General features: G+C 60.3%; 17 protein-coding genes and 1 pseudogene. 10 read left to right on the top strand and 8 right to left on the bottom strand.

Translation table 11 applies throughout. The features are described from left to right. Positions 1-690: 690 nt before the first annotated feature. The 3 genes from FEM01_RS10115 to FEM01_RS10105 all read right to left on the bottom strand — a co-directional run bounded on the left by FEM01_RS10115 (position 691) and on the right by FEM01_RS10105 (position 3178). Entirely contained in the window at positions 691-1587 is an 897-nt protein-coding gene (locus tag FEM01_RS10115; protein ID WP_138219297.1) for an RHS repeat-associated core domain-containing protein, read from the bottom strand. 175 nt (positions 1588-1762) lie between these two features. Next, entirely contained in the window at positions 1763-1942 is a 180-nt protein-coding gene (locus tag FEM01_RS10110) for a hypothetical protein (protein WP_138219296.1), read from the bottom strand. A 291-nt stretch (positions 1943-2233) separates the two neighbouring features. Further along, complete coding sequence (locus FEM01_RS10105; RefSeq protein WP_138219295.1) at positions 2234-3178, bottom strand: RHS repeat-associated core domain-containing protein; 945 nt, start codon at positions 3176-3178, stop codon at positions 2234-2236. Between the two features lie 400 nt (positions 3179-3578). On the opposite strand from FEM01_RS10105, the gene FEM01_RS10100 reads away from it, so the two are divergent. Together FEM01_RS10100 and FEM01_RS10095 are read left to right on the top strand one after the other, a co-directional pair. After that, a complete protein-coding gene (locus FEM01_RS10100) occupies positions 3579-3857 on the top strand; it encodes a hypothetical protein (protein WP_138219294.1) in 279 nt (92 codons plus the stop codon). Between the two features lie 163 nt (positions 3858-4020). Next, entirely contained in the window at positions 4021-4593 is a 573-nt protein-coding gene (locus FEM01_RS10095; RefSeq protein WP_138219293.1) for a DUF2780 domain-containing protein, read from the top strand. 286 nt (positions 4594-4879) lie between these two features. On the opposite strand, the gene FEM01_RS10085 is transcribed toward FEM01_RS10095, so the two are convergent. Further along, the gene (locus FEM01_RS10085) at positions 4880-5767 is read right to left on the bottom strand and encodes an acyltransferase (protein ID WP_138219292.1); all 888 of its coding nucleotides are present in this window, start codon (positions 5765-5767) and stop codon (positions 4880-4882) included. A 258-nt stretch (positions 5768-6025) separates the two neighbouring features. On the opposite strand from FEM01_RS10085, the gene FEM01_RS10080 reads away from it, so the two are divergent. The 3 genes from FEM01_RS10080 (at position 6026) to typA (ending at position 10307) form a co-directional block, all read left to right on the top strand. Next, positions 6026-6526: an ATP-dependent zinc protease family protein gene (locus FEM01_RS10080; RefSeq protein ID WP_138219291.1), complete on the top strand. Its 501-nt coding sequence runs from the start codon at positions 6026-6028 to the stop codon at positions 6524-6526. Positions 6527-6903: 377 nt separating this feature from the next. Beyond that, entirely contained in the window at positions 6904-8358 is a 1455-nt protein-coding gene (gene thiI / locus FEM01_RS10075) for a tRNA uracil 4-sulfurtransferase ThiI (protein ID WP_138219290.1), read from the top strand. 128 nt (positions 8359-8486) lie between these two features. Continuing rightward, positions 8487-10307: a translational GTPase TypA gene (gene typA / locus FEM01_RS10070; RefSeq protein WP_138219289.1), complete on the top strand. Its 1821-nt coding sequence runs from the start codon at positions 8487-8489 to the stop codon at positions 10305-10307. A 237-nt stretch (positions 10308-10544) separates the two neighbouring features. Here typA and FEM01_RS10065 read toward each other — a convergent pair whose 3' ends face one another. Beyond that, a complete protein-coding gene (locus FEM01_RS10065) occupies positions 10545-10949 on the bottom strand; it encodes a YkgJ family cysteine cluster protein (protein WP_138219288.1) in 405 nt (134 codons plus the stop codon). Between the two features lie 173 nt (positions 10950-11122). On the opposite strand from FEM01_RS10065, the gene FEM01_RS10060 reads away from it, so the two are divergent. The 3 genes from FEM01_RS10060 to FEM01_RS10050 all read left to right on the top strand — a co-directional run bounded on the left by FEM01_RS10060 (position 11123) and on the right by FEM01_RS10050 (position 15445). Further along, entirely contained in the window at positions 11123-13588 is a 2466-nt protein-coding gene (locus FEM01_RS10060) for a glycogen/starch/alpha-glucan phosphorylase (RefSeq protein ID WP_138219287.1), read from the top strand. A 246-nt stretch (positions 13589-13834) separates the two neighbouring features. After that, complete coding sequence (locus FEM01_RS10055) at positions 13835-14845, top strand: class 1 fructose-bisphosphatase (RefSeq protein ID WP_138219286.1); 1011 nt, start codon at positions 13835-13837, stop codon at positions 14843-14845. Positions 14846-14848: 3 nt separating this feature from the next. Then, positions 14849-15445, top strand: a complete 597-nt coding sequence (locus FEM01_RS10050) for a DUF924 family protein (RefSeq protein ID WP_138219285.1) — start codon at positions 14849-14851, stop codon at positions 15443-15445. Positions 15446-15730: 285 nt separating this feature from the next. Here the strand turns inward: FEM01_RS10050 and FEM01_RS24750 are convergent, their stop codons facing one another. Together FEM01_RS24750 and FEM01_RS24745 are read right to left on the bottom strand one after the other, a co-directional pair. Beyond that, positions 15731-16456, bottom strand: a complete 726-nt coding sequence (locus FEM01_RS24750) for a methyl-accepting chemotaxis protein (RefSeq protein ID WP_416781177.1) — start codon at positions 16454-16456, stop codon at positions 15731-15733. A gap of 132 nt (positions 16457-16588) precedes the next feature. Further along, positions 16589-17623 (bottom strand): annotated as a pseudogene (locus FEM01_RS24745) (HAMP domain-containing protein); the annotation flags it as partial. Positions 17624-17849: 226 nt separating this feature from the next. Between FEM01_RS24745 and bamE the strand changes: the two are divergent. After that, positions 17850-18104, top strand: coding sequence for an outer membrane protein assembly factor BamE domain-containing protein (gene bamE, locus FEM01_RS10040; RefSeq protein ID WP_138219283.1), 255 nt, complete (start codon positions 17850-17852; stop codon positions 18102-18104). Next, complete coding sequence (locus FEM01_RS10035; RefSeq protein ID WP_138219282.1) at positions 18101-18673, top strand: lipocalin family protein; 573 nt, start codon at positions 18101-18103, stop codon at positions 18671-18673. The genes bamE and FEM01_RS10035 overlap by 4 nt, the downstream gene beginning before the upstream one ends. Before the next feature lie 142 nt (positions 18674-18815). Here the strand turns inward: FEM01_RS10035 and FEM01_RS10030 are convergent, their stop codons facing one another. After that, complete coding sequence (locus FEM01_RS10030; protein ID WP_138219281.1) at positions 18816-20180, bottom strand: formimidoylglutamate deiminase; 1365 nt, start codon at positions 20178-20180, stop codon at positions 18816-18818. Between the last annotated feature and the right edge of the window lie 72 nt (positions 20181-20252).

Below are 20252 nucleotides of genomic sequence, written 5' to 3'. Positions count from 1 at the left end.
TCACTAGGAGTTGATGGAATTATCCTACGCAGTCTGTCGATGAGCGTCTGATTGTCCGGGGAAACACTGCCCGCTAGGCTCTGTCCGTCGCTGAGGGTTCAGCGATCGGGTGTGGAAGCCCGGCAATGTCGATGGCTGTCGTTATGACAGTTGCACGCGGGAGACCTTTGGGCCTACCGGGTCCGCCATATGCCTGGTTTTCCACCCCGCGTACAGCTGTCACCCCAATGTGTGGAAACGAACGGGTGGCCCATAGCCAATATGGTGATCATATGAAAAATCGTCCCCGATCCTCTACCGCGTCGTCTGCTTCGTGGTAGTCCGGCACTCCGGCAAGCCCGCTCCCATAGGGTGCGAGGCGTGCTTGCGGAATCAGTTCTCCGCGTGACAACGCAACCCAAGGGGCTGAATGATCTGTAATCGTCCTCGTCGACGGTCTGATCTAGAGCCGACCACCGGACTGGAACAATCGATGCTGGATAAAATTAACCGGCTTAGCCGCATAACCTGAACCGCCGTGTACGGAACCGTACGCACGGTGGTGTAAGAGGACGGCGGCTGTAAAGCCGCCTCCTACTCGATAGTTATGGAAACTTTCAGATGGGGCACATATCCTCGGCACACTGAAATGCTTTTTATATTCACTAGCTATTGCAGGGTAATGAGCAGCTAGCGTATTCCAGGTTGTTGTCAGGTTTTGCGGATAACATTCATTGTGATGGAGGTAGATTTTGACTGGTCTTCACCGCCGTCACCATATGGGTTAGGTCTCCTGTCGTTACGTCCAAAGGGTCCTTTATTTACCTTCTGAGGGTGTATGTATTTTTCAGGCGGTTTTATTGTGATTTTAGCGTCTTCTATGATTTCCCAAGTGCGCTCAGGTTTGTTGTATTTATATGTGTCAAGTTTGTTAGCCTTTCTTTCTGCTCTTTCAATTAATCTTTCTAGTTTCGCGGAAAAGATTTTTTTTGCAGCATTTTTGGAGAGGTCGGTGTAGCCCCCATTTAGCGCTGCGATTTGTGAGGTTTTAGCTTCAATATCAGGTATCAGTTTATTCAGAGCCGCAAGGCGCTGCTCATTTCGTGTAGTGCGCGTGGTAATCCAAGTCTGCGGCCGCCAGAGAGAGAAATGTCCGCTAGGGTCAGTGTTATTCACCGGGTCGCCTTGGCAATAGCTGTACGCATTCAAGCCACCTTCGTCGAAAGGGCTGACATTGTCCGGTGCCTGAAAGCGCATCAGTGCAGGGTTGTATAACCTGTAGCCATTACCCAGTAGGTACCCTTGCGCCACGGCCTCAATACGTTCGCCATTGAAACCAGCCTGCGTGCGTACCGAAGGCTGTGATGGATCATGCCCATACACGGTGTAGCAATAGTGTTCTTCCTCGTCGCTATCTCGCTGGGCGGCCAGCACGGAGCCGCTTTGGTCGGTTTCCAGCAGTGCGGCGTGTGGGCTGCTTCCTGCCTCCAATTCGGCCAGAGGAAGTTCGGCGCTGCGGAAGATCGCGCGCTGCTGGCCCGGTTGACTGACGGTTGCTAGTTTGCCGTTCTGGTAGAAAAATTGAGTGCTGTTGACTTGGCGCTTCATGGCGATCTCCTATGTACAGTCAGTGCTTTCAATAATGCTCAGACAGAGGCTGGTAACTGTTGAGGGCTGAGGTTGCTGGAAAAAATTAATAATCAACGTATTCAGGCTTATTTATTTTAGTGAATCGTCGCGATTAGCGCTTGGGTCTCGCCAATAAAATATATTTTCGTCCTGTTCACAGTATTGAACTGTTTTTGTTTGTCGCCAGTAAATTGACTTCGGCTGAGGCTGTTTGGTGCTCCTCTAGAGGCGTTGTCGCTGCGCGGAATATGGCGCAAGCTTGTTCGCCTTTTTGAATTTTAATCAATTTGAAATGTTTGTAGAAAATAAGGTTTATTGATGTGTTGGTTGCCATGTTGGTTTCCTTATTGCGGCAGCTCTAGAAAACAGTCTCTAGTTGATTCTGATAGGAAACATGCCCGTTTTATACTGACAAAAATTCTAGTTATGCAAAAACGCCTTACACCGACCTGGGCGGATGCGCTGAACAGTGCAGGCGAGGACCGTCCTGTGTGTTGAGCCCGAGGGTTTACCCCGCGATGGCCGCGACAGGTTCAGTGAGCTTGCCTGTGCTGACTTAATCACAGGGCGGGAGTGCTTCCACGTAGTTAATTTGACATGGATGCGCAGCCCTGGCGGATTTCAGCTACGACTTCCGCAAATTATTGGTCTGAGCTTGCGGTTTAAAGACTTTTCTGTCGAAGTTTACTTTTGTTTTTGGACGGAATGATGATATTTCCTCCCAGACGGTGTGACTAATAAATGTGTGTCGCCCTTGTCTGTTAAACTTTGTGCTGGCGTGTACAGTTCCGGAGTATCCAATTACAGTTTTTTTGGTTAAGTTTGCGATCTCTTGCGCCAGAGAATATTCAGCGCCTTTGGGGGTGTCGGCAGATGTGCAGGAAATGAGGTGGATATCGTAATCTTTAGTTTTGAAGTTTTCTTTTTCCAGGTTACTAATTATTCCCTTTGCATCCAGAGATTTACGTTGGCCATGAATTTTTCCGCCTGATCCATGAACTGCTAAGGTTATGGCTTGCTTTCCTTTGTTAGTTGGATGTTTCGCCATAAAGGCGAAAGCCCCAGCCTCGATAACCCTGGCTTCACCCCTGAACGTTCGCGAATGGCTGAAAAAACTAAAATGACCTGAAGGGTCGATAAAGTTTACTGGGTCGTTCTGAACATAGGCATAGCCATTCAGCCCACCCTCTTCAAATGGACTAAGTGTATCGGGGCTATTGAAGCGCATAATGCTGGGGCAGTAGGCTCGATAGCCATTTCCTAGGAGATAGCTGGCAGTCAGTGGGTCTGCATATTGGCCATTGAATTGAATTGAACTCATGCTTTCCTCACTTGAGGGTGAGTGGCCATACGCAGTGAAGGCATGTTGTTTTTTATTAGCATTCAGTGCGATCAAAGCCGAGCCTTTTTTATCTACGGCCAATATTTTGGTTGCTTGACTTCCCTTTGAATGCTCGGCCAAGGGAATGTCCGTAGCGCGGAGAATTGCACGTGGTTGGCCGGCGCGATTGATGGTGACGAGCCAGTCTCCTTGATAAAAGTGCAACGTTTTGCCTGCTTGAGTTTCCACGATCGCTCTCCTGCGTTTGGATCAGGTCAGGTAGGGAGCTAAATAGTCAGGCGGTACGTAGATGGCGGCTACTGGCAAAAATGCTAGTTATGCAGAAACGGCCTACGTGTTCATGGCCTGCTTCCTACAGTCACTGGGAGTTGACGGAATTATCCTACGCAGTCTGTCGATAAGCGTCTGATTGTCCGGGGAAACACTGCCCACTAGGCTCTGTCCGTCGCTGAGGGTTCAGCGATCGGGTGTGGAAGCCCGGCAATGTCGATGGCTGTCGTTATGACAGTTGCACGCGGGAGACCTTTGGGTCTACCGGGTTCGCCATACGCCTGGTCTTCCACCCCGCGTGCAACTGTCACCCTGATGGGTGGAAGCAGCAGGTGGACCTGACAAGGTATGGTGCCTAATGAAAAAAATCGTCCCCGACCCACCCCATCAATTCATTCTTCCCCCCGACAAATCCCTCGCCCGTGCCATCCAGGATGGTGTCGTGCCGATGGAGTACGTGCTGATGAACGTCTCCCACTACCTGATGTTCGCCTTCAGCGACAGCCACCGCGCATTGGATCGCATCAAAGACGAGGAAACCCGGCAGTTGCTGCAACTCGGGCTGCGGGCCATGCAGATTGCCTGGGGCCAGGCGGATGCGTTGACCCGTGCAGTCGAGAAGCGGCCCGAGGATTGAGCCCGCTTCCACAGGTTTAGCGGCAGTCCCTAGGGCTGGATGGTCGGTGACTTGCCTCGTCGTCTGGCCCGACCGGGAGCCGACCGTCGGGCTGGAACAAAGGCTCGGGTGCTCAGTCGAATGCCTCGTTTCCTGGCCATCCCGGCCAATGAGGTTCTTCCTGATGAAAGCATTCACCCTGGCAACCCTGATGACCCTGGCCGCAAGCCCGGTGCTCGCCTTCAACCTCAGCGATGTGGCCAGTGCGGTCTCGTCCACGCAGCATCCGCAGCAGGGCGCCCAGGTGCAAGCGCCGGCTGGCCAGGCCAACTTGCTCAACACCTTGGGCAGCGAACTGAAGATCACCCCTGAGCAGGCCATCGGTGGTGCTGGTGCGATGTTGGGGCTGGCGCGTAACAACCTCAGTGGCGATGACTATGGGCAATTGACCAAGGCGGTGCCGGGGCTGGACCTGCTGTCTGGCGCAAACGCATTGGGCGGCTTGAGCGGGCTGGGGCAGTTGCTCGGTGGGGACAAGAACGCGACGCCGTTGGGCAATGCCCTGGGCGGTGAGGTAGAGAACCGCACCGACCTGGACAATGCGTTCAAGGCGTTGGGCATGGATACCGGGATGATCGGGCAGTTTGCGCCGTTGATCCTGCAATACCTGGGGCAACAGGGGATTGCCGGGTCGTTGTTGCAGAACCTGGGGAATTTGTGGACGACGCCGGCGCCGTTGGTTCAGCCGTCGGTCTAGAGCACGGTGCTGAATCTGCGGGCGCTGGTTGCCGGGCTATCGCGAAGCCAAACGACGCGTTGTCTGGCACGGGCTTCGCCCGTGTTCGCGGTGATCCGGCACTCCGGTAAACCCGCTTTCATAGAACTACACATAACTTGTTGATTTAGCGGGGACCTGTGGGAGCGGGTTTACCCGCGAAACAGGCGACTCGGTGTATGGCACCGGCTTCGCCGGTGTTCGCGGCACGAGGCCGCTCCTACACAGGAGCGGCGGTGGATTCGGGCTTGCCGGAGGCGGAGCCGGCTCAGCGCCGCTCGGCCCGCAACTGCTCGATGCGCTGGTCTTTCTCGGCCCACAGCTGGTTCACCCATGCCTGTACCGTCTGGCGGAACGCCGGGTCGTTCTCGTAGTCACCTGCGCTGAGCGCTGGGTCCAGCTCACGTACGCGGATGTCGATGATCACCCGGTCGATGCTGCCATTGAGCAGCGCCCAGAACCCCGGTGCCTGGTTGCCGGGATATACGATGGTGACGTCCAGCAGCGCGTCGAGCTGTTCGCCCAGCGCCGCCAGCACGAAGGCCACGCCGCCTGCCTTGGGCTTGAGCAGGTTACGGTAGGGCGATTGCTGCTGGTCGTGCTTGGCCTGGGTGAAGCGGGTGCCTTCGAGGTAGTTGACCACGGTGACCGGCTGGCGCTTGAACAGCTCGCAGGCGGCCTTGGTGATCTCCAGGTCCTTGCCCTTGAGCTCGGGGTGCTTTTCCAGGAAGGCCTTGCTGTAGCGCTTCATGAACGGGTAATCCAGGCCCCACCAGGCCAGGCCCAGCAGCGGCACCCAGATCAGTTCTTTCTTGAGGAAGAACTTGAAGAACGGCACCCGTCGGTTGAGCGCCTCGATCAGCGCGGGAATGTCGACCCAGCTCTGGTGGTTGCTGACGCACAGGTACGAGGTGTGCTTGCCCAGGTTCTCGGCACCGCGAATGTCCCACTGGGTCGGGATGCACAGGGCGAAGATGGCTTTGTCCACCTCCGACCAGCTTTCGGCGATCCACATCACCGCCGCCGAGGCGTAGTCGCGCCAGCGGCCGGGCAACACCAGCTTGAGCAGGGCGAAGACCAGCAGCGGGCCGATCATCACCAAGGTGTTGAGCAGCAGCAGGGTAGTGGTGAGGATGCCGGTCAGCAGGCGACGCATAGAGGAGACTCTTGTTGTATGGAATGTACGGCTGGCAATGATAAGCAGGGCAGCGGCCTACGCCAAACCTCCAGTGCCCGGCGGGTGGAACAAATGTTTCACATTATGTTGGGTAGGCTGCTGGCGCAGCAGCTACAAGCTACAAGCGGCAAGTTACAAGCTAAGCAGTTCAGTGTAGGTTGCCGCTATCCGCTTTTAACTTGCAGCTTGTTACTTGCAGCTCGAAACCAACCCGCTCGAAAAAGGAAGCCTGCCCCCGTGAAATCCCTGATTGCTCTGTTGTCCTTCCTGGCGCTGCCGGTCATGGCTGCCGAACCCACGCTGTATGGCCGTTACGAGCGGATCGGCGTGCCCGAGATCGGCCAGACCCTGCGGGCCAAGATGGACACCGGCGCCTATACCGCGTCGCTGTCGGCCAAGGACATTGAGCTGTTCACCCGCGATGGCGAGGAGTGGGTGCGTTTCCGCCTGGCGACCAAGGACGCCGATGGCAAGGTCTACGAGCATGAGGTCTCGCGCATCAGCAAGATCAAGAACCGCGCCGACGAGGATGAAGAGGGCGACGCCCCTGAGTTGTCGCACCGCCCGGTAGTGGACCTGGAGCTGTGTCTGGGCGATGTGAAGCGTACCGTCGAGGTCAACTTGGTTGATCGCAGCAGCTTCAACTATCCGTTGCTGGTCGGCTCCAAGGCCTTGAAAGCGTTCAAGGCGGCGGTGAATCCGGCGGACAAGTACACCGCAGGCAAGCCAAGCTGCTGATCGAGCGGTGGCGGCGCTCAGGGATCGGCACATAAAGTGTTGATGTAGCAGGGACTTTTACAAAGCGCCGCACCTGTGGGAGATCACCCAGCCCTTAGGGCTGCGCTGTCGCGCAGAGAACTGATTTCGCAGGCGCGCCGCGAACACCGGCGCAGCCGGTGCCATCCAACGCGTTGCTTGCTTCGCGGTTAAAGCCGCTCTCACAAGGTACGCGGCGCGCCTGCGATATCGGTGCTCTGTACGCCAGCGCCACCTACAGAAATCTCCCAGCGCAGCGATCTGAAAGCTTCTGATCAAAAGTTGCTCAAAAGCTGAGCAATTTCCGCTATAATTCGCGCCCCCTATTTTCGGCAGGCCCTGCGCGCGCTGTTAACCCAATGAAACTTATCGTCAAAGTCTTCCCTGAGATCACCATCAAGAGCCGGCCGGTGCGCAAGCGCTTCATCCGCCAGCTCGGCAAGAACATCCGCAACGTGCTCAAGGATCTCGATCCTGAGCTTGCGGTCGATGGTGTCTGGGACAATCTCGAGGTGGTCACCCGCGTCGAGGACGAGAAGATCCAGCGCGAAATGATCGAGCGCCTCACCTGCACCCCGGGGATCGCCCACTTCTTGCAGGTCGAGCAATACCCGTTGGGAGACTTCGACGACATCGTCGCCAAGTGCAAGCACCACTTCGGTCATCTGCTGGCCGGCAAGCACTTCGCCGTGCGCTGCAAGCGCGGTGGTCACCACGACTTCACCTCGATGGATGTCGACCGCTACGTCGGTAGCCAACTGCGCCAGCAATGCGGCGCCGCCGGCATCACGCTGAAGAACCCCGAAGTGCTGGTGCGCATCGAGATCCGTGACCAGCGCCTGTACGTGATCCACAACCAACACAACGGCATCGGCGGCTACCCGCTGGGCGCGCTGGAGCAGACCCTGGTGCTGATGTCCGGTGGTTTCGACTCCACCGTGGCGGCCTACCAGATGATGCGTCGCGGTCTGATGACCCACTTCTGCTTCTTCAACCTCGGCGGGCGTGCCCACGAGCTGGGGGTGATGGAAGTGGCGCACTTCCTGTGGAAGAAGTACGGCAGCAGCCAGCGCGTGCTGTTCATCAGCGTGCCGTTCGAGGAAGTGGTTGGCGAGATCCTCAACAAGGTCGACAACAGCTACATGGGCGTCACCCTCAAGCGCATGATGCTGCGCGGTGCCGCGCACATGGCTGAGCGCCTGCAGATCGACGCGCTGGTCACCGGCGAGGCGATCTCGCAGGTGTCGAGTCAGACCCTGCCGAACCTGTCGATCATCGACTCGGCCACCGACAAGCTGGTGTTGCGCCCGCTGCTGGCCAGCCACAAGCAGGACATCATCGACCAGGCCACCGAAATCGGCACTGCCGACTTCGCCAAGCACATGCCTGAGTACTGCGGCGTGATTTCGGTAAACCCGACCACCCATGCCAAGCGTCACCGCATGGAGCACGAAGAGAAACAGTTCGACATGGCGGTACTGGAGCGCGCCCTGGAGCGCGCCAAGTTCATCTCCATCGACCACGTGATCGACGAACTGGGTAAGGACATCGAAATCGAAGAGGTGGCCGAGGCGCTGCCTGGCCAGATCGTTATCGACATCCGTCACCCCGACGCCCAGGAAGACGAACCTCTGGCGCTGGACGGTATCGAAGTCCAGGCCATGCCGTTCTACGCCATCAACAGCAAGTTCAAGCACCTGGACCCTACGCGCCAGTACTTGCTGTATTGCGACAAAGGTGTGATGAGCCGTTTGCACGCACACCACCTGCTCAGTGAGGGACATGCCAATGTGCGTGTTTATCGTCCGGCATAAGACGCCAGGGCTGTATGGCGGCAGCATCCGCCATCGCCCTCCCGACCGCCGGGCCCGCTGAGCCTCAAACCTTACATATTCGCCACCTAGACTAGGCGGCAACCGAATCCTCTGATCGAGATACAGTTGTGATCGAAAATCTGCGTAACATCGCCATCATCGCCCACGTTGACCATGGTAAAACCACCCTGGTCGACAAACTCCTGCGTCAGTCCGGCACTCTGGAGCGTAACGAGCTCAACGACGAGCGCGTCATGGACTCCAACGACCAGGAAAAAGAGCGCGGCATTACCATTCTGGCGAAAAACACCGCCATCAACTGGAACGGCTACCACATCAACATCGTCGACACCCCCGGTCACGCCGACTTCGGTGGCGAGGTTGAGCGTGTAATGTCGATGGTTGACTCGGTGCTGCTGCTGGTCGACGCCCAAGACGGCCCGATGCCACAAACCCGCTTCGTGACCAAGAAAGCCTTCGAAGCTGGCCTCAAGCCAATCGTCGTGATCAACAAGGTCGACCGTCCGGGCGCGCGTCCTGACTGGGTTCTGGACCAGATCTTCGACCTGTTCGACAACCTCGGCGCCACCGACGAACAGCTGGACTTCAAAGTCGTCTACGCCTCGGCCCTGAACGGCATCGCCGGTCTGGACCACACTGCCATGGGCGAAGACATGACCGCCCTGTACCAGTCGATCGTCGACAACGTACCGGCGCCGGACGTTGACCGTGACGGCTCGTTCCAGATGCAGATTTCGGCACTGGACTACAACAGCTTCCTCGGCGTTATCGGCGTTGGCCGTATCGCCCGTGGCCGCATCAAGCCGAACACCCCGGTGGTCGCCATCGACACCAACGGCAAGAAGCGTAACGGTCGTATCCTCAAGCTGATGGGCCACCACGGCCTGCACCGCGTCGACGTCGAAGAAGCCCAGGCCGGCGACATCGTCTGCATCAGCGGCTTCGACGAGCTGTTCATCTCCGATACCCTGTGCGCCCCGGACGCGGTCGAAGCGATGAAGCCGCTGACCGTCGACGAGCCGACCGTTTCGATGACCTTCCAGGTCAACGATTCGCCGTTCTGCGGCAAGGAAGGCAAGTTCGTTACCAGCCGCAACATCAAGGACCGTCTGGACAAAGAACTGCTGTACAACGTTGCCCTGCGCGTTCAGGAAACCGACTCCCCAGACAAGTTCAAGGTTTCGGGCCGTGGTGAGCTGCACCTGTCGGTACTGATCGAAACCATGCGTCGTGAAGGCTTCGAGATGGCTGTGGGCCGTCCTGAAGTGATCATCCGTGAAGTCGACGGCGTCAAGCAGGAGCCGTTCGAGAACGTCACCATCGACATCCCTGAAGAATCCCAGGGCAAGGTCATGGAAGAGATGGGCCTGCGTAAGGGCGACCTGACCAACATGGTCCCGGATGGCAAGGGCCGTGTACGTCTGGAGTACAACGTACCTGCTCGCGGTCTGATCGGTTTCCGTAACCAGTTCCTGACCCTGACCAACGGTGCAGGCATCCTGACCTCGATCTTCGACCGCTACGACACCATGAAGCCAGGCCAGATGTCCGGCCGTCTGAACGGTGTGCTGGTTTCGGTCGAGACTGGCAAGGCCCTGACCTACTCGCTGGAAACCCTGCAGGCGCGCGGCAAGCTGTTCGTCGAGCACGGCCAGGAGATCTACAACGGTCAGATCATCGGTCTGAACAGCCGTGACAACGACCTGGGCGTGAACCCAACCAAAGGCAAGAAGCTCGACAACATGCGTGCTTCGGGCAAAGACGAAGTCATCGCCCTGGTGCCGCCGGTTCGCCACACCCTCGAACAGGCCCTGGAATTCATCCAGGACGACGAGCTGTGCGAAGTCACGCCGAAGTCGATCCGTCTGCGCAAGAAGATCCTCGACGAAGGCGAGCGTACCCGCGCTGCCAAGAAAGCCAAGGCTTGATCGTCTAGCCTGAGCTGAAACGAAAACGCCCCCGGTCGCAAGGCCGGGGGCGTTTTTGTTTGCCTGTGGATTTTGCGGCCCGTTGCACAGTCCTGTGGGAGCGCCGAACCGCCGCTCCCACAGATCCCCGCTAAATCAACAAGTTATGTACAGTTCTATAGGAGCAGCCTTGCCGGGGCGCCGGACCGGCCGGAAAGGGCTGCGTAGCAGCCCCAGATGCTCAAGCAAAAAACAGCTTCAACGCCCAGCCACCTTGGGCTTGTAGGCGCAATATCCCGGCCGCGGCCCGACCTTGGGATGGTTGCGGCAGGTGTCCGGGCGCTTGTCGTAGATGGTGCACAGGCGGCTCTTGCGGTCCAGGTACAGGCAGTCGTCGTTGCTCATCCGGGTCAGGGTGAAAATCCCCGACTTCTGGTTGAAGCGCTCGATGATGCCGTCCTTTTGCAGGCGCTTGGCGATGTTCTTCGGCGGCTCGTCTTTCTCGAACTCATCCACCACGCCAATACGGATCAGATCCTTGATCTTCACCTCCACCGGCAAGGTGCAGCAGGTCGAATGGCAGCCACCGCACATGTGGCTGGCGTAGCGCTGCCAAGTCTCCAGGCGGTCGACTTCGGCGGCGGCGATCAGGGTCGTTTTCATTTTTTGGGGGCGTATCACGGTCTTGGGGCGCGCGATCATACCGGAGTTGTTCAATTTGTGAACAACCTTTCGCCTGATTCATGAAAACCGCGAACCGGCGCTGTCGCTCTGTGTCAGAGCGTCTAGGCTCAATCATCTCCCTGCGCTTTAGCCTACTTGCCCGAGGATGCCGCATGTCCCAGGAAAACAAGGCCCGTGAGGCCAAAGCTCGACACGAAGAGGTGGCCGACTTCCGCGCCGCCGTGCTGGCCAAGCTGACCTACGCGGTCGGCAAGGACCCGGAACACGCCTTCGACCACGACTGGTTCGAGGCCATCGCCCTGGCTGCCCGCGATCACATGGTCGATCACTGGATGGACCACACCCGCCAAGCCTACCGACGCAGCCAGAAACGGGTGTATTACCTCTCTCTCGAATTTCTCATCGGCCGCTTGCTGTACGACAGCCTGAGCAACCTGGGCTACCTGGACATCGCCCGCGAGGCCCTGGAAGGCCTGGACGTGGACCTTGAGCGCATCCGCCTGCTGGAGCCGGACGCAGCGTTGGGCAACGGCGGGCTCGGGCGCCTGGCGGCGTGCTTCATGGAAAGCATGTCGACCCTTGGCATCGCCGCCCACGGCTACGGCATCCGCTACGAACATGGCCTGTTCCGCCAGGCGTTGGTCGATGGCTGGCAGCAGGAACAGACCGAGAACTGGCTGGATTTCGGCAACCCGTGGGAGTTCGAGCGGGCCGAGGTGATCTACCCGATCAGCTTCGGCGGCAGTGTCGAGACCGTGAGCGAGAGCAATGGCCAGCAACGCCAGGTGTGGTCGCCCGGCGAAACGGTGCGGGCAGTGGCCTACGACACGCCGGTGGTCGGTTGGCGCGGCTCCAGCGTCAACACCTTGCGCCTGTGGCGGGCGAGGGCGCTGGAAGAGTTGCACCTGGAGCGCTTCAATGCCGGCGACCACTTGGGCGCGGTCGCTGAAGTGGCCCGCGCCGAGAGCATCTCGCGGGTGCTGTACCCAGCCGACAGTACCGAGGCCGGGCAGGAGCTGCGTTTGCGCCAGGAGTACTTCTTCGTCTCGGCTTCGTTGCAGGACCTGCTACGCCGGCACCTGAACATGCACAAGGACCTGCTCAACCTGCCTGATGCTGCGGCCATCCAGCTCAACGACACGCACCCCTCGATCGCCGTGGCCGAGTTGATGCGCCTGTTGGTGGATCAGCATGAAATTCCGTGGGATAAAGCCTGGGAACTGACCGTCGGGACCCTCGCCTACACCAACCACACGTTGTTGCCCGAGGCCCTGGAAACCTGGCCGGTGGCCTTGATGGAGCGCATGTTGCCGCGGCACATGCAGATCATCTACCTGATCAACGCCTACCATATCGACGCCTTGCGCGCCAAAGGCTTGCACGATTTCGACGTGCTGCGCGCGGTGTCGCTGATCGAAGAAGACAACGGCCGCCGCGTGCGCATGGGCAACCTGGCGTTCCTCGGCTCGCACAGCGTCAATGGCGTGTCGGCGCTGCACAGCAAGCTGATGAAGAGCACGGTGTTCGCCGAGCTGCACAAGCTCTATCCGCAGCGCATCAACAACAAGACCAACGGCATCACCTTCCGCCGCTGGCTGTACCAGGCCAACCCACCGCTCACCGCCATGTTGGTCGAGGCACTGGGCGAGGGCGTGCTGGACGACCCGCAAGGCAAGCTCAAGGCGCTGGAGCCGTTCGCCGACAAGGCAACCTTCCGCAAGCAGTTCGCTGCCCAGCGCCTGCATAGCAAGCGAGCCCTGGCCAGCATCATCCAGGACCGCATTGGGGTGACGGTTAACCCCGAGGCGATGTTCGATGTGCAGGTCAAGCGCATCCACGAGTACAAGCGCCAGTTGCTCAACCTGCTGCATACCGTGGCGTTGTACCAGGCCATTCGTAACGATCCGAGCACCGACTGGGTGCCACGCGTGAAGATCTTCGCCGGCAAGGCTGCGGCCAGCTACCACCAGGCCAAATTGATCATCAAGCTGGCCAATGACATCGCCCGGGTGGTCAACAACGACCCCACCGTGCGTGGCCTGTTGAAGGTGGTGTTCCTGCCCAACTACAACGTCAGCCTGGCCGAAAGCATCATTCCGGCTGCCGACCTCTCCGAGCAGATCTCCACCGCCGGTTATGAGGCCTCGGGCACCAGCAACATGAAGTTCGCCCTCAACGGTGCATTGACCATCGGCACCCTCGATGGCGCCAACGTCGAGATGTGCGAGCAGGTGGGAGCGGAGAATATGTTCATCTTCGGCCTGACCGCGCAGCAGGTGGGCGCGCGCGGCAAGTCCGGCGACTTTGGCGCGAATGCCGCGATCACCGCCTCCAGTCGGCTGGGGGATGTATTGCAGGCGATTCGCAGCGGGGTGTTCTCGCCGGACGATCCATCGCGCTACACCGGGCTGATCGATGGACTGGTCGGCTACGACCGCTTCCTGGTATGCGCAGACTTTGATGCCTACTGGGACGCCCAGCGGCGAGTCGAGGAGCTGTGGCATACCCCCCAGGAGTGGTGGCGCATGGCCGTGCTCAACACCGCGCGAATGGGTTGGTTCTCATCGGACCGGACCATTCGCGAGTATGCGGACGAGATCTGGAAGGCGCTCGATTGAGGCTGTGAATCGCCTTACCGCCCTTCGCGGGCAAGTACGCTCCCACGGTACAGCGCTGATATCCAGAGCTGCGCCGTACCGTTGGGCGCGGGCTTGCCGGCTAAGGGCTGCAAGGCCGCCACGCCGACCATTGGCAGGCTGTGGGCTGAACCTAACCCCTTCAAGCGAGTCTCTTTGCTCGCTAGCCCGCATCACTCCCTGTAAACTGCGGGGGTTTTTCTCCCCCTATCCTTTTCGGAGCCATACATGTCCCGCGTTACCCTGAGTCGCTATCTGATTGAGCAGACCCGCAGCAACAATACCCCTGCCGATCTGCGCTTCCTGATCGAGGTGGTGGCGCGTGCGTGCAAGGAGATCAGCCACCACGTTTCCAAGGGCGCCCTGGGCGGCGTGCTGGGCAGCATGGGCACCGAAAACGTGCAGGGCGAAGTGCAGAAGAAGCTCGACGTGATCTCCAACGACATCTTGCTCGAAGCCAACGAGTGGGGCGGCCACCTGGCCGGCATGGCGTCCGAAGAAATGGACAACGCCTACCAGATCCCGGGCAAGTACCCCAAAGGCGCTTACCTGCTGGTCTTCGACCCATTGGACGGCTCGTCGAACATCGACGTCAACGTCTCGGTCGGCACTATCTTCTCGGTCCTGCGTTGCCCCAACGAGTACCTGAGCCAGAACGAAACCCTGAACGAGAACGCTTTCCTGCAACCAGGCACCCAGCAGGTCGCCGCCGGTTACGCCATCTACGGCCCGCAGACCATGCTGATCCTCACCCTGGGCAACGGCGTCAAGGGCTTCACCCTGGACCGCGAGCTGGGCAGCTTCGTGCTCACCCACGAGAACATCCGCGTCCCGGAAAGCACCGCCGAGTTCGCCATCAACATGTCCAACCAGCGTCACTGGGAAGCCCCGGTACAGCGCTATGTTGGCGAGCTGCTGGCCGGTGAGACCGGTCCGCTGAAGAAGAACTACAACATGCGTTGGATCGCCTCGATGGTGGCCGACGTGCACCGCATCCTGACCCGTGGCGGCCTGTTCATGTACCCACGTGATGCCCGCGAGCCGAGCAAGCCGGGCAAGCTGCGCCTGATGTACGAGGCCAACCCGATGTCGTTCATCATCGAGCAGGCCGGTGGCGCCTCCACCAACGGCTACGAGCGCATCCTCGATATCAAGCCTGAGAGCCTGCACCAGCGTGTGTCGGTGATCCTGGGCTCGAAGGAAGAGGTCGAGCGCGCCACCGCCTACCACAAGGAGTAAGTCATGCTCGCACCTTGGCAGCCGTTGCTGGAGTGGTGGTTCGGTTGGGGCACCAGTCCCCAGGCCGTGGCTGACGAGAAGAGTACGCTGTGGTTCGGCAAGCAGCACGATGCCGACGCGCAGGCGCTGTTCGGCGACTTGGTCGAGCAGGCCCTGGCGGGCGGGCTCGAGGAGTGGCAGCAAAGCCCGCAGGGTTGGCTGGGGCTGCTGATCCTGTTGGATCAGTTGCCGCGCATGCTCTACCGCGACACGCCGCGCGCCTTCGAAGGCGACCGGCGGGCGCAGGTGGTGGCTTTGCAGGGCTTGCAGAAGGGCTGGGATTACCAGTTGCTGCCAATTCAGCGGGTGTTCGTGCTGCTGGTGCTGGAGCACGCCGAAGTGCTGGACTGGCAGAACCTTTGCGTGGAGCGCTACCAGGCCTTGCTGGACGAGCAGCCTGAAGCCAACCGCAGGCTGTTCGAAGGGTTCCTGGATTACGCCGAGCAGCACCAGCGGGTGATCGCCCGTTTTGGTCGCTTCCCGCAGCGCAACCTGCTGCTTGGCCGGCCTAGCACCAGTGAAGAGATGGACTTCTTGCTGGAGCCTGGGTCCAGGTTCTGAGTGGTGAAAGCCCGATCCTGCCTCTTCGCGGTGGATGGCACCGGCTTTGCCGGTGTTCGCGGCTAAAGCCGCTCCTACAGGTACAGCGCTGGATTTAGGCTTTGCACATCCCTGTGGGAGCGGGCTTGCCCGCGAAGCAGGCGACTTGGTAGATGGCACCGGCTTTGCCGGTGTTCGCGGCTAAAGCCGCTCCTACAGGTACAGCGCTGGATTCAGGCTTTGCACATTCCTGTGGGAGCGGCGGTTCGGCGCCCCGATTTACCCGCGAAGCAGGCGGCGCCGATTTCAGATCCTGAAACTACCCACCAGATGCTTCAACCGCTCTACCTGAAGCTCCAGGTCGTTGCAGGCACGCAAGGTGCTCTGCAGGTTCTGCACCCCTTCCTGATTCAGCGTATTGATCTCGGTGATGTCGACATTGATCGACTCGACCACGGCGGTTTGCTCTTCGGTGGCGGTGGCCACCGACTGATTCATGCCATCGATTTCGCCGATCCGTTGGGTGACGCTGCCCAGGCGCTCGCCGGCCTGGTTGGCGATGCCCACGCTGCGGTCGCTGTGCTGCTGGCTCTGGTTCATGGTGCTCACAGCCATTTGCGCGCCGGCCTGCAATTCCTCGATCAGGCGCTGTACCTGTTGCGCCGATTCCTGCGTGCGGTGCGCCAGGTTGCGCACCTCATCGGCCACCACGGCGAACCCACGTCCTGCCTCGCCGGCCCTGGCTGCCTCAATGGCGGCGTTGAGCGCCAGCAGGTTGGTTTGCTGGGAGATGCCACTGATCACATCGAGAATCTGGCCGATGTTCACCGTATGGTGGTTGAGTGTCTCGATGTTGCCGCTGGCATCGCTGATGCGCGATGACAGTTGGTTCATCACCTCGATGGTCTCGCCCACCACCTGCTGGCCTTCCTCGGCCAGGCCACGCGCGTCGCTGGAGTGCTGCGAGGCGAGGGCGGCGTTCTGGGCGATCTCCTGCGCTGCGGCGCCCAACTGGTTGATCGCCGCCGCCACGCTGTTGGTGCGGCTGGACTGTTGGTCGGCGTTGTGGATCGAAGCATTGGAGGCGCTGACTACTTGGCTGGCCACGCTGTTGACCTGGTCGGTGGCCGAGGCCACTTCACGAATCGAGGTGTGGATACGCTCGACGAAACGGTTGAACGAGAGCGCCAGGCTGCCGAACTCGTCGTGGGCGTGGATCGTCAGGCGCCGGGTCAGGTCGCCTTCGCCTTCGGCGATGTCACGCATGGCTCGGCCCATCACGTGCAGCGGTTCCATCAGCACACGGATCAGCAGCCCAAGCAGGCCGATGATCACCAGTACCGCGATCAGGGTGGCCACCAGTGCCGAGGTGCGCAGTTCGCTGAGCATCGCGAAGGCGGCGTCCTGATCCAGTACCAGCGCTACGTACCAGTCTGCCGAGGGTACGCCATCGATATGGCTGAAGCTGATGAACTGCTTGCGTCCGTCGCTTTCGACGTCTTTCAAGCCACTGCCGATGCGCGGGGTGTCGCCGGGATAGACATCGGCGAGGGTCTTGAGCGCCAGCTCGGCGTTAGGGTGGATGAGAATCTTGCCCTCGCCGTTGACGATGAAGGCATGGCCGCGGCCATCGAAGTTGAGGGTGTTGATCAGCTTGCTGATGGTTTGCAGGTCGGTATCCACCCCGCTCACACCGATCAACTTGCCCGCCTGCTGCACAGGCGTGGCCAGGGTGATCACCAGTTTGCCGGCCGAGGCCGACAGGTAGGGCTCGGTGACGATGGTTTGGCCGGCCGCACTGGCTGCCTTGTACCAGCCGCGCGCACGCGGGTCGTAGTCGGCGGCGCGGTTGCCCACCGGGACGGACTGCATGCTGCCATCCTGACCGCCAAAGTAGGTCAGCATGAAGTTGCTGGCATACACCGGCAGCCCCAGGCTGCGGTCCAGGCTGGCTTTGCCGGGGCCATCGACGGCCACCTGTTGGGCGAAGGTGTTCAGTAGCTGGATGCGGCTGTCGAGCCAATTGTGGATGTTGCCCGCAGTCAGGTTGCCCAGTTCCTGTAGCGTGGTCTGCGCGTCACTGCGCAGGGACTGACGTTGTCGGTAATCGTTGAACAGCACGAAGCAGGTGAAGGCTACCGCTACGACGAGGGCGGCAGCCAGCAGGATCTTGTGGCTGAACTTGAGGTTCTTGGTCATTTTTCTAAGGTCTGCGCACGGGCACGAAGGAGGGCTGGCGCGGCGCAAGGCCGTACCGTCGTAGACTGTTTCGACCTGCCGGTTGAAAACATGAAGCGTTTAGGCGCCGTCCGACCAGCGGTGGCCGACGAAAACCTGTGCAGGCAGGGAACCGAGGACCCTTTTTCCCTTCTAAGCTCCCTGCAGGCCTTCAAGCCTGTGTATCCACCTCCAGGAGTGTCCCTTCATGTCGTTGCGTTCCCTCGCCCTGTTGTCCTTGTGCGTCATCCTGACCGCCTGCAGCAAGATCAACCAGGAAAACTATGCCAAGCTCAAGGCCGGCATGCACAAAGCCGAGGTCGAGCAGTTGCTCGGCACGCCGACCGAGTGCTCTGGCGCGCTGGGCATGAGCAGTTGCACCTGGGGTGACGAGAAGAGCTTCATCAGCGTGCAGTACGCGGCTGACAAGGTCCTGATGTATTCCGGGCAGGGCCTCAAATGAGGCGTCTGCACCTGCTGCTGGGCGTGTGCCTGGTGATGCTGTTGGGTGGCTGTGCCACCTCTGCCACCGACCCGCTGGCGCCGAAGACCGCAGGTGCGGTCGACCTCAAGCGTTACCAGGGCAAATGGTTCGAACTGGCGCGCCTGCCGATGAAGTACCAGGAAGGCTGCGCGCAATCCGAAGCCCACTACAACCTCAAGCCCGACGGCAGCGTCGGCGTGCTCAACCGTTGCCGGACCCTCGGTGACGAATGGCTGCGCGCAGAGGGCCATGCCACGGCGCAGCAGCCTGGACACACCGACAAGCTGTGGGTGGAGTTCGATAATTGGTTCACCCGCCTAGTGCCAGGGGTGGCCAAGGGGGATTACTGGATTCTGTACGTCGATGAGCGCTACCGCACCGCGATCGTCGGCAGCCCTGACCGCAAGTACCTGTGGATCCTGTCGCGCACGCCATCGATGCCGGCCTGGGAACGTGAGAGCCTGATGTCCAAGGCGCGTCAGCAGGGTTATGACACCAGCCGGCTGATCTGGCGCACGCCGGATCGCGATATCGTCGCCCGGCACTGAAGACGCAACGCGACCCATGTAGGAGCGGCCTTGTGTCGCGAAAGGGCCGCAAAGCGGCCCCGACGATGTGTGCCTTGGCTGGAATCTTGGGGGCGCTACGCACCCCTTTGGCGACACAAGGCCGCTCCTACAACAGGCCGCGTCAGCCCAGCAACTGGCGCAACACTTCGGCAAATGCCACCGCGCTCTCGCTCTCCAGCCCGTGCCGCCCCTGGCGCACCACCCACTGTCCGTTGACCATCACGTCACGCACCTGGCGATCGCTGCCGGCGAACAGCCAGCGGTTGAGGATCGCATCGCCTTCGGCCACGGCCAGGTACGGGTCTTGCCCGTCCAGCACCAGCCAGTCCGCCCGTTTGCCCGCCGCCAGCTCGCCTATCGGCTGCCCCAGTGCTTGTGCACCACCGGCCAGGGCTGCGTCGTAGAGCGTGCGCCCGACCCCCGGCTGATCGCTGCGGTGCAGTCGATTGCGGCGTTGGTCGCGCAGGCGCTGGCCGTATTCCAGCCAGCGCAATTCCTCTACCACGCTCAATGACACATGGCTGTCCGAGCCGATGCCCAGGCGCCCGCCCTGGGCCAGGTAGTCCACCGCTGGGAAAATGCCGTCGCCCAGGTTGGCCTCGGTGGTCAGGCACAGCCCGGCCACCGCGCCGCTACGGGCCATGGCACGCACTTCGTCGGGCTGTGCATGGGTGGCGTGGACCAGGCACCAGCGCGCGTCGACCTCGGCATGCTCGTACAGCCATTGCAGCGGACGTCGGCCGCTCCAGGCCAGGCAGTCCTCGACTTCCTTGTGTTGTTCGGCGATATGGATATGCACCGGGCTGTGGGCGTCGCTGGCGTCGAGTACTTCGGCGATTTGTGCGGGGGTGACCGCGCGCAGCGAATGGAAGCACAGGCCCAGGCGCTGTGCCGGTTGCGCGGCCAGCAGAGGTTCAAGTTGTCGTTGCAGGTGCAGGTATTGCTCGGTGCTGTTGATGAAGCGCCGCTGCCCGTGGCTGGGTGCCTGGCCGCCGAAGCCTGAATGGCTGTAGAGCACTGGCAGCAGGGTCAGGCCGATACCTGTCGAGGCCGCTGCGGCGCTGATGCGGCGCGACAGCTCGGCGGGGTCGGCGTAGACCTGACCGTGTGGGTCGTGGTGGACATAGTGGAACTCGGCCACCGACGTGTACCCGGCCTTGAGCATCTCGATGTACACCTGTTGCGCAATAACCTGCAATTGCTCCGGGCTGACGTTGCCCGCCAGCCGGTACATGAGTTCGCGCCAGGTCCAGAAACTGTCGTTGGGGTTGCCGACCACCTCCGCCAAGCCGGCCATGGCCCGCTGGAAGGCATGCGAATGGAGGTTGGGCATGCCTGGCAACAACGGCCCAGCCAGCCGCTCGGCACCGTCGGCCTGGGCATCTGCGCTCACCGAGGCCAGACGACCATCGTTGGCGACCTCCAGGCGGACGTTGCGTGCCCAGCCTGTGGGCAGCAGGGCGCGTTCGGCGAAATAGGCGGGCATGGGTCATTTCTCTGTCAGGGATTAACTTGTATATACATATACAGCCGTTTGCCTGCCGGGTAAACTCCGGCA

Origin of the sequence: Pseudomonas mosselii (assembly GCF_005796105.1) — a bacterium.
In the GTDB taxonomy this organism is placed as follows: Bacteria; Pseudomonadota; Gammaproteobacteria; order Pseudomonadales; family Pseudomonadaceae; genus Aquipseudomonas; species Aquipseudomonas mosselii_C.
This window is presented reverse-complemented; position numbering and strand designations above follow the sequence as displayed.

Excerpts from the sequence above, each read along its gene's own strand:
- FEM01_RS10115 (WP_138219297.1), bottom strand. The coding sequence starts at position 1,587 with ATGAAGCGCCAAGTCAACAGCACTCAATTTTTCTACCAGAACGGCAAA.
- FEM01_RS10110 (WP_138219296.1), bottom strand. The coding sequence starts at position 1,942 with ATGGCAACCAACACATCAATAAACCTTATTTTCTACAAACATTTCAAA.
- FEM01_RS10100 (WP_138219294.1), top strand. The coding sequence starts at position 3,579 with ATGAAAAAAATCGTCCCCGACCCACCCCATCAATTCATTCTTCCCCCC.
- FEM01_RS10095 (WP_138219293.1), top strand. The coding sequence starts at position 4,021 with ATGAAAGCATTCACCCTGGCAACCCTGATGACCCTGGCCGCAAGCCCG.
- FEM01_RS10085 (WP_138219292.1), bottom strand. The coding sequence starts at position 5,767 with ATGCGTCGCCTGCTGACCGGCATCCTCACCACTACCCTGCTGCTGCTC.
- thiI (WP_138219290.1), top strand. The coding sequence starts at position 6,904 with ATGAAACTTATCGTCAAAGTCTTCCCTGAGATCACCATCAAGAGCCGG.
- FEM01_RS10065 (WP_138219288.1), bottom strand. The coding sequence starts at position 10,949 with ATGAAAACGACCCTGATCGCCGCCGCCGAAGTCGACCGCCTGGAGACT.
- FEM01_RS10060 (WP_138219287.1), top strand. The coding sequence starts at position 11,123 with ATGTCCCAGGAAAACAAGGCCCGTGAGGCCAAAGCTCGACACGAAGAG.
- FEM01_RS10055 (WP_138219286.1), top strand. The coding sequence starts at position 13,835 with ATGTCCCGCGTTACCCTGAGTCGCTATCTGATTGAGCAGACCCGCAGC.
- FEM01_RS10050 (WP_138219285.1), top strand. The coding sequence starts at position 14,849 with ATGCTCGCACCTTGGCAGCCGTTGCTGGAGTGGTGGTTCGGTTGGGGC.
- bamE (WP_138219283.1), top strand. The coding sequence starts at position 17,850 with ATGTCGTTGCGTTCCCTCGCCCTGTTGTCCTTGTGCGTCATCCTGACC.
- FEM01_RS10035 (WP_138219282.1), top strand. The coding sequence starts at position 18,101 with ATGAGGCGTCTGCACCTGCTGCTGGGCGTGTGCCTGGTGATGCTGTTG.
- FEM01_RS10030 (WP_138219281.1), bottom strand. The coding sequence starts at position 20,180 with ATGCCCGCCTATTTCGCCGAACGCGCCCTGCTGCCCACAGGCTGGGCA.